Genomic DNA, 12,983 nt, shown 5'->3' with positions numbered 1-12,983 from the left:
TGTCTTAGGATACCGGCTAGAGAAAGGAGCAATAAAATGAAGAACACTATTGCAGGGACAGTATTCATGATTTTTGTAATCGCATTGTTCGCTGGATGCGCGACCATGCCGCAAACATGGCCGGATTATGAACGAAGCGCGGAAAACAGGATGGTCGTCATCCAGGAAAAGATTGGAGACGGGCTGAAAACCGGCGCGCTCACTCCTGACCAGTCACAGATGTTTCTGACGACACTGAAAGGCATTCGAACAGACTATACGGATTTGAGAAACACACCCGTTCACCGGGATGAATGGGACAGGCTCAATGTGCGACTTGAAAGGCTTGGAAATGAAATTGACAGGACTCTTGTTCGCCCTTTGAGAATTGAAGAACCAAGGAACGCGGACAGGATTAACGCTCTCCAAATGAAAATTGATGATGCAAGAATCAACAGGCGTTTGCCCTCGGCAGAGGGTCGGGAAATTCAATACAGGCTGGACTCCATTCGGCGTGATTACCTGCATATGACGGAAGGAGGCAGGTCCACCACGCACGAAGAGAGAGCAGACATCTCTCGCAGGCTCGACCCATTGGAAATGGAACTGAATCGGTATCGGTAGCAACCCGATTTACGAGGTGAACCATGAGTATATACGATCAGAGAGAAGGTAGAACCTGGGATGAAATGCAATATTAAGGAGGTAAATATGCAGCCCGAAGGAAAATGTATGAAATGCGGTGCAAGGATTAAGGGCTGGGCCCTGGAGGTTTACGAGAATCGCGTCTGCATCTGCGGAGGCGACATCATCATTGAACCTTCCAAATACAGCCGGATCATTGAAAGGCATCCGCAGCCAGAATTCATGGTCATGGCCCATGGTGTAGAGGACCTGTTCAGGGCCACCTGAAATTACAATAATTAAATGCCGAAAAAGGACAAAGGCTTGTATTCGGAAAGCGACCCCCTGCATGGATATCTTCAACATGATATTCAACCCAGGGTCAACGGCTCGTCAGGCAATGCCGGCTAGCGGATTTTTCGGTCCTCAATGTCCATTCGTGACATATTCCTGATTTTCGGGATTATTCCTCACGAAAAATGTGTGTTTTCCCTACAGACGCGGATCTGGAAAATTATTAATATAAGTAAAATAGAATAGATGACGCAAGAGTAGATTTTTTTTGGCAGAGGCTTGGGAATGATTAAAAAAAGATCCCATGCATACAAATAACCATATAATCCGGGAGGGAAGCAATGACTAAGGTTCAAGAAGTTTATAAATGTGAAGCATGTGGCAATGTCGTGGAAGTCAGGAAAGCAGGTGAAGGCGAGTTGGTTTGTTGCGGCGAGCCCATGAAGAAGCAGTAATTGAGCTCGATGGTAATGAACCGCGCCGTACAGGAGGTAAATTATGCTGTGGACAATCTTTGTCATACTTTTGGTTTTGTGGTTGCTGGGATTGATGAGCGGGTACACCCTGGGTGGTGTACTGCATATTCTTCTGGTCATCGCCATCATTGTTATCGTGGTTCAGGTTCTTCAGGGACGAAGGATCACCTGATCACCCAACAACCTTGCCGGACAAGGCAGGGTATCTAAGGAGCTATTGTCATGAGAAAAATGTATATTTTTTTCGGCTACGTAATAATTATTATGCTCATTGCATCCTTTGCGGGATGCGGATCATCATCCAAACAGTCGAGCACCGGTGAATACATAGATGATACGGTCATTACCACCAAGGTCAAATCCCTGCTTGCGGCTGATGATTTTCTCAAGTCTTTTCAGATCAGCGTTGAAACCTATAAAGGTACGGTCCAACTGAGCGGATTTGTTAATTCGCATCAGGCCGTGAACAGGGCTGTTGAAATCACCAGAGACGTCAAAGGGGTCACGGCTGTTAAAAACGATCTCATAGTGAAGTAGGAAGCATTTTCCAGGGTTTTTGCCTGGACTCGGGAACAAGAGTGCCCCCTGCATGGTTTTTTTCTGGAGACATCGGACTTAACAGGTAAAAACAAGGAGGTAACATATGGGAATAAGTATAGCGCCTGAGCCGTTAGCTGCTCTAATCGCGGGAATTCTGATCCTCGTTTTCCCGAGACTGTTGAACTACATCGTCGCGGTCTACCTGATCATATTCGGCATTCTCGGACTGATTAGATGATCCCGACCTTTCTCGAACTTTTAATCAAACTTTTTTAAACTTGAAACTAAAGAGACAGGAGACATACATATATGAAAAAATTTTTGTTGACAGGTTGTTTTACTCTGTGCCTGTTGCTCGGTTTCGGCAGCTTGAGTGCGGCCGATGCTCAGCAGGTACTGGAACCAAAGGCTGAAAATTTTGTTTATCATGTTGATAATTCAGGATCCATGGGTTTTCAGTATGAAGCCCTGGGCAAGAAAAAAAGTGTGGCCGCCAGGGATCTGCTTGTAACCATAAACAATGAAGTACCTGAACTTGATGCCGATTTCGGGGTCTATACCTATGCGCCATATAAAGAGTTCCAGCCGGTGTCCGGTTTTAACCGCCAGGGTTTGGAAGATGCTTTTAACACCATCCCGGTTGATTTTGAAATTTTCGGACGCCGGACTCCCATGGGTACCGGGTTTGAGAGTCTGGATGTTCCAGTTTCCCGTCTTCAGGACAGGACAGCCCTAATTGTGGTGACCGATGGGGAATCAAACCTCGGACCAGATCCCAAAGGCGTCATGCAGGACATGTATAACAGATATGGTGATCGGATCTGTTTTCATTTCATCAGTTTTGCTCAGTCTGAGGCAGAAAAGACGGCCGTGGATGAGTGGGCCGGGCTGAACCCGTGTTCGGCGGTTGCTGGTGCTGCTGACCTGGCCGGAGACAATGTCAGGGCCGATTTCATACAAAAAGTCTTTTTTGACACAAGGGAAGTCGTCATTGCTCCTGCGCCTGAGCCCAGACCTGAACCCAGACCTGAACCCAGACCTGTGCCTGTGGAAGAAGTGATTGTATTCAATAATATCAACTTCGACTTTGACCGGACCGAAATAAAATCCGAGTTCAGGGAAAACCTCAGGGAAGCCGCCAGGATTATAGTCAGAACTGACCAAACAGTTATTGTAGCAGGACATACAGACTATACAGGCCCAGCCCAGTATAACATGGAACTGTCCGAGAGAAGGGCTCAGTCAGTGGCTGACTTCCTGATCCAGGAAGGAGTAAGCAAAGATCGGATTAAAATAAAGGGGTATGGCCTGACTAATCCCAAGTTTAACAATAATACCAGAGAAGGCCGCGCTCTGAACCGCAGGGTTGAGCTCAACCTTAATTAACTAGTCTCCATCCGGAAAGTCTTTCTTTCCGGATGGAAGCCAACTAACCACAGAGGATAAAAGATCATGAAATCAAGTACAAGGGATGAGGCCGAAGGCAAGATGCACCAAGCCAAAGGCAAGGTCAAGGAAGTCATCGGGAAAGCAGTTAATAATCCCGACCTTGAAGCAGAGGGAAAAGTCGAGAATCTCGGCGGCAAGGCTCAGGAAAAGGTCGGCGACGTGAAAAGGTCTTTTAATAAATAACAGGGGCAAGTTGTGCAGGGGCCCATCATTTATCAGCCTCTGCATTTCAGTTTGCTCAAAGGGAGAATGTCAGATGAATGGAATCAAGATTGCCGCAATCGCGCTGATCCTTGCCGGGGTCCTGGGACTGGCCTACGGCGGTTTCACCTACACCAAGGCGACCCATGAAACCAGTGTCGGACCACTTTCATTGTCTGTACAGGACAGGGAAACGGTTAATATTCCTATCTGGGCCGGCATTGGAGCGGTAGTGATCGGTGGAGTGCTTCTGGTTGTCGGAAGCAACAGGAAGACTTAGTCTAATACTTTCATGAGGAGGGCATATGACTCCTGTTAAAACAAATACCCCAAATATCCTGCTCATCTATCCGGAGATTCCGGACACTTTTTGGAGCTTCAAGCATGCCCTGAAATTTGTGGGCAAGAAGGTCTCCCTGCCTCCTCTTGGGCTGGTGACTATAGCAGCCATGCTTCCCAAAAACTGGAGTCTGCGTCTGGTGGACATGAACATCAGGGGGTTATCCATGGAAGATCTGGACTGGGCGGATTACGCGTTCATAAGCGCCATGACCGTGCAGCGCGAATCATCCAGAAAGGTAATTAACAGGTGCGTGGAAGCGGGCCTGAAAGTGGTTGCCGGGGGACCTCTGTTCACGGTTGAGCATGAACACTTTCCTGAAGTGGATTATTTTGTGCTCAACGAGGCCGAGCTGACCCTGCCCGAATTCTTGAAGGACCTGGATCAGGGGCGGCCAAAACGCATTTATTCCTCGGATAAGTATGCTGACATGGGGCAGACGCCCATTCCCCGCTGGGACCTGCTGGAACTGAAGCAGTACGCCACCATGAGCGTTCAGTATTCCCGGGGCTGCCCCTTTAATTGCGACTTCTGCAATATCACGGCACTTTTGGGACGCATTCCGAGAAGTAAAAGCGCGCCTCAGATGATCGCCGAGCTGGACAGTCTTTATGCCCAGGGGTGGCGGGGCGGAATCTTTTTCGTGGATGACAATCTCATCGGAAACAAACGTCGGCTCAAGACCGAGCTTTTGCCTGCCCTGATCCGCTGGAGGGAAGATAAAAAAGGCGTGCCCTTTGGCACCGAGGCTTCCATCAACCTGGCTGACGACGAAGAACTGCTGACCATGATGGTTGCAGCAGGTTTTGACAACGTGTTCATCGGCATTGAAACCCCCAACGAGGCCAGTCTTGCCGAATGCGGCAAGGGACAGAACATCCATCGCGATCTGATCCGGGACGTGAAGCGCATCCAGCGCTTTGGAATCCAGGTCCAGGGCGGATTTATTATCGGCTTTGACAATGATGACAGTGGAATATTCTCCAGTCTTGTGGAGTTCATACAGGAAAGCGGTATAGCTACAGCCATGGTCGGTCTGCTCCAGGCCCCTCCAGGCACCAGGCTCTACAGCAGGCTCAAGCAGTCCGGCCGGCTGCAGGAGTGCTTTTCAGGAAACAATGTGGATGGGACCACCAATATCATTCCGGTCATGAATCTGGAGTCACTGCAAAAAGGATACAGGGAACTGTTGAAGAACATTTATTCGCCTGCAGCATATTATCAGCGGGTCATGACCTTTCTTCGGGAGTATAATTTTCCAAGCAACAAAAACCCGATGCATATCCGGAGCACCTCGGAAAGCATGCTGGCCCTGATTCGGTCAATTATCCGCCTGGGCATCCTGGGCAAAGAACGCTTCCACTACTGGAAGCTCTTCTTCTGGACCCTGTTCCGGCGTCCCAGGGCCCTGCCCCTGGCAGTCACCCTGGCCATCTACGGGTACCATTTTAGGAAGGTATGTGAATTGAGGGTGTTGTAGGCGCTTAGCACAAATTTCAAACCAGCATGTTGGTCGTAATGGAAGTTGTAAGTGGAGCCGGCATCCTGCCGGCTGTTTTTAAAGAAGGCCTGCTGGAAGCAGGCCCCACTTTACAAAGGCATAGCAGTCAGTTGCCAGGAAGGGGCCTCTTTTAATGATCAAACTCACTGATAAGGTTGAATCAACAATGGAATACAATGCTCAGAAAGTAAATTTGCCGCTCAAGGGAAAATGTACCCAATGCGGTGCAAAGTTTCAGGGCTGGGCCCTGGAGGTTTACAGGGATCGCAGCTGCATCAGCAAAGGCGACATCATCATTGAACCTTCTGAAGATGTTTCAGGGCATGCGCCACAAGGCAAACTGTAAACAGCTGCCCCTGGTTGCAGACAAGCCGACATTCCAGGGCTTATAAAAGTTTTGAGTAATTGTTCTTCGGGGCAAAAGAGACTGCCCGCGGAACACACGGAAAAGCACGGAATAAATTCTTTCGCCTTGCGGCGAAGCCTTATCCGCTAGGCGTCTTTTTCCCTGGCGGATAAATTATCACTTCTTCCTTCCGCCTGCCCCGTGAAATTTCTTCTTATTTCACTGGGGTGTCCTTCCGTGTGTTCCGTGGGCAAAACCTCTTGGCAGCCTTTCAAAATGAAACAACATGTCGGTTTAAAATTTGTACTAAGCGCCTTATAGTTTTGACTTGCGGGCTCATGCCGGGAGTTTGCCGGGGCAGAAATGAATTCAGGATGCAGGCCGGCCTTACAGCATGATGAATAGTTACGGTTTTGAGATGCATATCCTGACTTAACAATGAACTTTTTACTGGACCGGTAAATGAAGGAGGATCCCATGACGGGCTTGGATTATCGCATTGAAGGAGTTTCTGATCTGCGTCGGCAGGCCAAAGAAATTGCCTCGAAGGACTATGCTCTTAAGCTTGAAGACATTACTGTCCTGTCTCCTGAAGACATCAGCCGGAAACTATATGAACTGCGGGTGCATCAGATCGAGCTGGAGCTGCAGAACGAGGAACTGCGCGCAGTCCAGGCAGAACTGGAGGAAAGCCGTGAGCGCTATTTTGATCTCTACGACCTGGCCCCAGTGGGCTACTGCACTATTTCCCAACAGGGGCTGATCCTGGAAGCCAATCTTACTGCCGCCACCCTGCTGGGACTGGCTCGCAGCTTTTTGGCGAAAAAGCCGCTTTCTCAATTCATCCTCAAACAAGATCAGGATATCTACTACCTGCACCATAAAAAACTCTTTGAAACCGGCGAACCCCAGGAATGTGAGCTGCGACTGCTCAAAGCAGACGGAACAACCCTCTGGACGCATCTGAGGGGAAGTACAGTACAAGCTAAGGATGAAGAACCTTCAAACCGTTGCCGTGTGGTGATCAATGATATTTCCAAACGTAAGCAGATTGATGAGAAGCTTCAGCGGGTGCTGAGTGAAAAGGATAAACTGTTCTCAATAATCGCCCATGATCTGCGCTCACCCATGGTTGGATTTGTCGGTATTGCCAGGCTGCTGGCCAATGGTATTACTGAGTGGTCGCCGAACAAACTGCAGGAAGTTTTTTCAGGAATGAAAAACTCCGCGGAAACATTGTTTCTCCTGCTCGAAAATCTGCTGGAATGGTCCTCCCTTCAATGTGGAAAAATTGAACTGGAACCAGTAGAGATTAACCTGAAGGATATGGTTAAAAACAATACGGATTTGACTCAGACCATGGCCGATCAGAAATCAGTAGCCTTGAAAATCATTGTTCCCGAGAGTTTTAATATCTTCGCCGATCCTCATATGCTCAACACTGTACTGCGAAATCTCATTTCCAACGCTGTAAAATTCAGTAAGACCCACGGCACGGTAGTCATCAAGGCCACACAGAGCGATGATATGGTCACAGTTTCCGTGCAAGACAACGGCATCGGCATGGATCAGCAGTTAATAGATAAAATTTTTTCCACTGACCACAAAACATGGCACTCCGGCAAAAGTGGGGGGAAAGGATCAGGCCTGGGGCTGATCCTGTGCAGAGAATTTGTTGAAAAACACGGAGGGCAAATCTGGGCGGAAAGCATCCCTGACCAGGGATCCAGGTTTTTCATTACACTTCCGGTTCTTAAGGGATGATCTGTTTCCAGAACTTGAGAGTCAAAAGTTCTCCCGGTCATGCCGGATGCCGGATCAAAGTCCGGGACAGGCTTTGATCCGGCATCCAGTCTTTTATCCTATTGAAAAGACACTGGATTCCGGCTTTCGCCGGAATGACGAACAGGTAGAATCATGGTAAATGAATTCAAATGGTTAAGAGAACTTTTGACTGTCAAGTGCCAGAAATGATTGTTGATTTCTTCAACAATCAGCTTAAAACTTTTCACTTAAAACTCAACAGATCACGGATTTTGATATGATCTTGCTTTGTTAACCGGTAAAATGTAATTGAAACTCCTTGCCCTTGATCATTAGTGACGTTTTTTAATAAGGATCAAAGTCCAAGGAGACCGGCATGACTTCCTCCCAAAAAAATAAGGTAAAACCTCCAAAATCTTCCAAGGTCATCAAAGAAAAAAGGACTGAACCGGATTCCACCGATATAAAACAGTCGGACCAGGATTCTTCCCCGGACTTTCCCATTGTCGGCATCGGCGCCTCAGCCGGGGGACTTGCTGCTTTTGAAGCCTTTTTTTCCGGCATGCCGGCGGACATTGATCCTGGTATGGCCTTTGTCCTGGTCCAGCACCTGGCCCCGGACCACAAGAGTATCCTTACCGAACTCATAAGGCGCTATACCCGCATGCAGGTATTTGAAGTCGAGGACGGAATGACGGTCCGACCCAACTGCGCCTATATAATCCCGCCGGGCCGCGACATGGCCTTTTTAAACGGCGCACTGCAGCTGCTGGAACCATCCGCTCCACGGGGTCAGCGCCTGCCCATTGATTTTTTTTTCAGGTCTCTGGCTCAGGATAAACGTGAGCGGGCCATTTGCGTGGTGCTCTCGGGCACGGGCAGCGACGGCGCCCTGGGCGTGCGAGCCATTAAGGGCGAGGGCGGCATGGTCATGGTCCAAAGCCTGGCATCCTCCGAGCATGACGGCATGCCGCGCAGCGCCCTGGCCACAGGGCTGGTGGACTATGAATTGCCGCCGGCAAAAATGCCCGCCCAGATCATGGCCTATGTGGCCCAAGCCTTCGGCAATATCCCCAAGTCCGCCATGGTCCAGCCCCCTAAGAATGCCCTGAAAAAAATGTTTATTCTATTGCGCGATCAGACCGGACATGATTTTTCCCAGTACAAGCCAAGCACTATTCATCGCCGCGTGGAAAGGCGCATGGCTGTCCATCAGATCGAATCCATGGATGGATACGTCAAATTCCTGCAGCAGGACCCTTCAGAAGTGAAAGGATTGTTTCGTGACCTGCTTATTGGCGTGACCAGTTTTTTCCGTGACAAGGAAGCCTTCAAGACATTGGAACAACAGGTTATCCCCAGGCTTTTTACCGGAGAATCCGAAAAGAAAAAAAAGAAAAATCCGATCCGGGTCTGGTCGGTAGGTTGTTCCTCTGGCGAGGAAGCATATTCTCTGGCCATGTTGCTGGCTGAACATCAGGATAATCTGAAACAAAGTATCGATATTCAGGTTTTTGCCACGGATATTGACTCCCAGGCTATAGCCACGGCCAGGGCTGGTCTGTATCCGGCCAGTATTGCTCCGGATATCACCAGGGAACGGCTGGCTCGTTTTTTTGTGGCTGAACCCGATGGCAGCGCCTTTCGCATTCACAAAAAAATCCGTAATATGGTGATTTTTTCCGAACAGGACGTGATCAAGGACCCCCCTTTTTCCAGGCTTGACCTGATTTGTTGCCGCAATCTGCTTATCTATATGGGTGGGGAGCTGCAAAAAAAAATCATCCCTTTGTTCCATTACTCCCTGAATCCTGGAGGTTTTCTTTTCCTTGGCACTTCGGAGACTGTGGGGGATTTTAACGATTTATTCGCCCCCCTGGATCGCAAGTCAAAATTGTTTGAACGTAAGGATGATCATTACCAAACCAACCATGCGGCTCTTAAATTCTTTTCTCCGTCCACAAGATCAACTGCCTGGCCATTATCTCCGACTACGTCAAAGACGGACAGACCCGGCAAACCGTCCCTGCGTGAACTGACCGAACAGGCCCTTTTGAGACAGATGTCGCCTGTTGCGGCCCTCATTAACTCCCGGGGCGACATCCTGTATCTGCATGGCCGCGCCGGATCTTATCTGGAGCCTGCTACTGGCGAAGCCGGAACAAACAACATCCTGAAGATGGCCCGTGAAGGTCTGAAGCACAACCTGACCATCGCCCTGCACAGTGTTGTTTCGGACCAAAAACTGGTGAGTTATTCTGACCTGCGGGTCAAAAACAATGGTAACTATATTTTTGTCAACCTGACCGTTTTACCGATAGCTGCAGGTTCAAACACCGGGCAAGAGACTGATCTGTATATGGTAATTCTGGAACAGAGACAGGTCTCGGAACTGCAATCGGCAAGACAAAAAGACTCCTCTTTTGACCATGGGGGAAAAACAGGGCAGCCGGACCTGATTGACGCAGAAGCACGCATTGCCGCCCTTGAACAGGAACTAAGGGCCAAGGAAGAATATCTCCTGACTTCCACTGAAGAACTGCAGACCTCCAATGAAGAACTCAGATCCTCCAATGAGGATATGCAGTCGGTCAATGAAGAATTGCAATCCACCAATGAAGAACTTGAAACTTCTAAAGAGGAACTGCAGGCAGTCAATGAAGAGTTGTCCACGGTCAATTCCGAACTGCAAACCAATGTATCCGAACTGACCCGGGCCAACAATGACATGAATAATCTGCTGGCCGGTACAGGCATTGGCACTATTTTTATTGATCATGACCTGCGTATCCTGCGATTTACTCCCTCGGCTACAAGGATCATCAACCTGATTCCCAGCGATGTAGGACGACCCGTGGCTCACATCGTTTCCAATCTTGTGGGGTATGACCATCTGGTGGAAGATATCAAGGCCGTGCTGGACACTTTGATCTCCAAAGAGGTGGAAGTTCAGACCCGCATGGGTTCCTGGTACACCATGCGCATTCTGCCTTACCGTACTCTGGACAATGTGATTGAGGGTGCCGTGCTGACATTTGTGGACATAACCGAGATGAAGAAGGCTCGGGATGAGCTGGAGCGAAGCCAAAAATTATACCGTTTGCTCGCCCAGAGCTCCACAGACCGGATATGTATCCTCAACAGCGATGAAACTTACCGTTTTGTGAACACCGCCTTTGCCCGGGAATTGAAAAGGAAGCCCGGAGAAATATTCGGGAAGACTCTTGGCGACCTTTTCCTGCCTGATGAAGATGGTGTGCAGCTTAGCCTTATCCGCAGGGTGCTTGCCGGTGGAGAAGAGGGGGAGGTCTTGAGCAAATCAGTTACAGGCTCCGGTGAGAAAAAAGCATATCAGTTGCAGGTTAAACCTGTTGGCAACGAACATGGAAAACCCATTTGGGTTCTGTGCCTGGCAAAAGACATCTCCGACTCAGGTGCAGGAGAAGACCAGGGAGCGGTCTGTTAAAGCCAGTACATCTTTTTCCAGGTATTAATCAGTCCGTTGGTTGAGCTGTCGTGGTTATTTACAGGTGAGGGGTCTTCCAGCTCCGGCTCAATATCTTTGGCCAGCTGTTTGCCCAGCTCCACGCCCCATTGATCAAAGGAATTGATATTCCAGATCACACCCTGCACAAAGACCTTATGCTCATAAAGGGCGATGAGCGCGCCCAGATTTTCAGGGGTAAGTTCAGGCAATAAGATGGAGTTGGACGGCTTGTTGCCGGGAAAGACCTTGTGGGGCAGAATACTGTTGATCTCGTCCATGGATCTGCCCTGGTCCAGAAGCTCCTGCCCGGCCTCGGCACTGGTTTTGCCCATCATCATGGCTTATTACTTTTTATGTTTTTATGGGGTCGGACCTAACCAAACCATTGAACTAATTGAGTAAAGGTCCTCTACAGGGCCAAAAAATTGCCTTAGGTTACCTTTTTTAGGGCCAAAAACATAGATGTAAGAGAACATGCCCAGAGCAAACAGATATTTTCTGCCTGATCATGTGTGGCATAGTTTTTTGCAGGTTTACTCTGGATGGGTTCAGGCAGCAGTGGATGAGCGCACTCCCAGAGAAGCCAGCTGGACTGAAAGTGTTACTGTGGGCTACATGGATTTTGTAGAAAAGGTCAAGGTGAGGCTTGGCGGAAATGCTTGTGGCCGCAAAGTTCATGAAGTGAGTAAGGCTGGACTATATGCTTTGAAAGAACCATTGTCGGCTTGCAATGATGTTTTTGATGGTAAAAAGAGGCTTCTAAGCTCTGAAAACAGGCTAATTTGGGAAATTTATCCTGATATTTGAGTATGATGGTTAGGTCCGACCCCGATCGTAAACGAGATGAGTCTAACCGCAGAATCTCTTAAAGTATATATCGCTGTCCAAATGCACTCATCGACTTTACCGATCATGATTTGCCTGTTCTCCAGCGGATACGGGGCTTCAATTTCCAGGCGATCAGGATCAGCCCATAGTGCACTGGCTTTCTCAAAGCTGATGCCATGTTTTATCTGGTTGCTTGTGTTTTTTAATGGGTCCCATTCGAAGTTCATAATTGATGAATACATTCTTTTTAGAAAATTGCAACAAATTATGGCTCTTCGACGTTTCATGTGGAATTCACGAAAAAGTCTGGCACAATGCGCAATCTCTGTTCTGAGTCCCCGTCGGAGGCATCTCCGTCCGTCGCCCATGATTGAAGTAGGTACGAGAAAGCTAAGCCCGTCAAGGCATGGCGAAAGCCAACCCCGAAGGGGACTGCCTTGACGGGCTTGGCGCTCGTGCCCCATAAAGGGGGCGAAAAGAGCCTCCGGACACTTCATGATTTTTGCTGCAATTCCACATAAAACGTCGAAGAACCAATTTACCCTTGCCTGCTCCTTAAAACCTTACTATATCTGTACCTCATGCACGTATACAATCCTCTTACAATATTTTAAGACCACTATGTCATTTGAAATTCCATCCCCACACGATGTAGGCTTCAAGACTTTTTTCCAGGATGAAGAGCTGGTCCGAGATTTCATCAACTATTACATACCAGATGAAATCAAGGCCTACCTGGATTTGTCAGAAATAGAAATAGATATCAGCGGGTTTGTAGCTCAAGAGTTCAAAGAGTTCCGTACTGACGTGGTTGTCAGGGTTCGGCTAAAAAACAGCAACGAGATTGCAGAACTCTATTTCCTCTTTGAACATAAAAGTTATCTGGACAAGTATGCACTGCTTCAAGCTCTTCACTATTCGGTCCAGAAATGGATGAACCTGTATAGACGTAACAAGCTGTCAGGCTACTTGCCTATAGTCATTCCAGTGATTATCTATCACGGTGTAAGTAAGTGGACATTCAGCTGCGACTTTGAAGACTATTTTGAAATACCCCATGAATCATTCAGGGTTTTTATTCCTAAGTTCAGGCATTTACTGCATGACATAACCCATATGGCAGACGAGGCTTTCAAAACCTCTATCCTTATGGA

16 protein-coding genes and 1 pseudogene are annotated in these 12,983 nt (G+C 48.4%); 15 read left to right on the top strand and 2 right to left on the bottom strand.

The features are described 5' to 3' along the window. The first annotated feature begins 36 nt into the window (after positions 1-36). From LZ23_RS05285 to LZ23_RS05230, 13 genes and pseudogenes are all read left to right on the top strand, one after another. Entirely contained in the window at positions 37-603 is a 567-nt protein-coding gene (locus tag LZ23_RS05285) for a P-loop NTPase family protein (RefSeq protein WP_045212233.1), read from the top strand. A gap of 87 nt (positions 604-690) precedes the next feature. Next, positions 691-891 (top strand): hypothetical protein, encoded by a 201-nt coding sequence (locus tag LZ23_RS05280; RefSeq protein WP_045212231.1) that lies wholly within the window; start codon positions 691-693, stop codon positions 889-891. 347 nt (positions 892-1,238) lie between these two features. Then, positions 1,239-1,343: pseudogene (locus LZ23_RS05275) on the top strand (desulfoferrodoxin FeS4 iron-binding domain-containing protein); the annotation flags it as partial. 52 nt (positions 1,344-1,395) lie between these two features. Then, positions 1,396-1,545 (top strand): lmo0937 family membrane protein, encoded by a 150-nt coding sequence (locus LZ23_RS23900; RefSeq protein WP_157493109.1) that lies wholly within the window; start codon positions 1,396-1,398, stop codon positions 1,543-1,545. Between the two features lie 50 nt (positions 1,546-1,595). Then, positions 1,596-1,910, top strand: a complete 315-nt coding sequence (locus tag LZ23_RS05270; RefSeq protein WP_045212228.1) for a BON domain-containing protein — start codon at positions 1,596-1,598, stop codon at positions 1,908-1,910. 106 nt (positions 1,911-2,016) lie between these two features. Beyond that, complete coding sequence (locus LZ23_RS23270) at positions 2,017-2,151, top strand: DUF3096 domain-containing protein (protein ID WP_084590901.1); 135 nt, start codon at positions 2,017-2,019, stop codon at positions 2,149-2,151. A gap of 71 nt (positions 2,152-2,222) precedes the next feature. Then, on the top strand, positions 2,223-3,299 hold the full coding sequence (locus tag LZ23_RS05265) for an OmpA family protein (protein WP_045212226.1): 1,077 nt from the start codon (positions 2,223-2,225) through the stop codon (positions 3,297-3,299). A gap of 66 nt (positions 3,300-3,365) precedes the next feature. After that, positions 3,366-3,545 carry a CsbD family protein gene (locus LZ23_RS05260; RefSeq protein ID WP_045212224.1) on the top strand — a complete coding sequence of 60 codons (180 nt, stop codon included), beginning with the start codon at positions 3,366-3,368 and terminating at the stop codon, positions 3,543-3,545. Positions 3,546-3,618: 73 nt separating this feature from the next. Continuing rightward, positions 3,619-3,843, top strand: a complete 225-nt coding sequence (locus LZ23_RS05255; RefSeq protein WP_045212223.1) for a hypothetical protein — start codon at positions 3,619-3,621, stop codon at positions 3,841-3,843. A 25-nt stretch (positions 3,844-3,868) separates the two neighbouring features. Further along, a complete protein-coding gene (locus LZ23_RS05250) occupies positions 3,869-5,383 on the top strand; it encodes a B12-binding domain-containing radical SAM protein (protein WP_045212221.1) in 1,515 nt (504 codons plus the stop codon). Between the two features lie 154 nt (positions 5,384-5,537). Beyond that, positions 5,538-5,750: a hypothetical protein gene (locus tag LZ23_RS05245; protein ID WP_045212220.1), complete on the top strand. Its 213-nt coding sequence runs from the start codon at positions 5,538-5,540 to the stop codon at positions 5,748-5,750. A gap of 477 nt (positions 5,751-6,227) precedes the next feature. Continuing rightward, a complete protein-coding gene (locus tag LZ23_RS05235) occupies positions 6,228-7,514 on the top strand; it encodes a PAS domain-containing sensor histidine kinase (protein WP_045212217.1) in 1,287 nt (428 codons plus the stop codon). Between the two features lie 376 nt (positions 7,515-7,890). Continuing rightward, positions 7,891-10,980: a CheR family methyltransferase gene (locus LZ23_RS05230; RefSeq protein WP_052507133.1), complete on the top strand. Its 3,090-nt coding sequence runs from the start codon at positions 7,891-7,893 to the stop codon at positions 10,978-10,980. On the opposite strand, the gene LZ23_RS05225 is transcribed toward LZ23_RS05230, so the two are convergent. Beyond that, positions 10,977-11,339: a phosphoglucose isomerase-related protein gene (locus LZ23_RS05225; RefSeq protein WP_045212215.1), complete on the bottom strand. Its 363-nt coding sequence runs from the start codon at positions 11,337-11,339 to the stop codon at positions 10,977-10,979. The genes LZ23_RS05230 and LZ23_RS05225 overlap by 4 nt on opposite strands. 136 nt (positions 11,340-11,475) lie before the next feature. On the opposite strand from LZ23_RS05225, the gene LZ23_RS05220 reads away from it, so the two are divergent. Beyond that, positions 11,476-11,808, top strand: a complete 333-nt coding sequence (locus LZ23_RS05220; RefSeq protein WP_045212214.1) for a hypothetical protein — start codon at positions 11,476-11,478, stop codon at positions 11,806-11,808. On the opposite strand, the gene LZ23_RS25470 is transcribed toward LZ23_RS05220, so the two are convergent. Beyond that, entirely contained in the window at positions 11,793-12,056 is a 264-nt protein-coding gene (locus tag LZ23_RS25470; RefSeq protein ID WP_045212273.1) for a BrnT family toxin, read from the bottom strand. The two genes, LZ23_RS05220 and LZ23_RS25470, sit on opposite strands and share 16 nt — an antisense overlap. 394 nt (positions 12,057-12,450) lie before the next feature. Between LZ23_RS25470 and LZ23_RS05210 the strand changes: the two genes are divergently transcribed. Next, positions 12,451-12,983: Rpn family recombination-promoting nuclease/putative transposase (locus LZ23_RS05210; protein WP_045212212.1), on the top strand; the 533-nt coding region annotated here is incomplete at its 3' end.

Source organism: Desulfonatronovibrio magnus, assembly GCF_000934755.1.
In the GTDB taxonomy this organism is placed as follows: Bacteria; Desulfobacterota; Desulfovibrionia; order Desulfovibrionales; family Desulfonatronovibrionaceae; genus Desulfonatronovibrio; species Desulfonatronovibrio magnus.
Note: the sequence above shows the minus strand (reverse complement) of the source record. Positions and strands in the feature narration are given on the sequence as shown.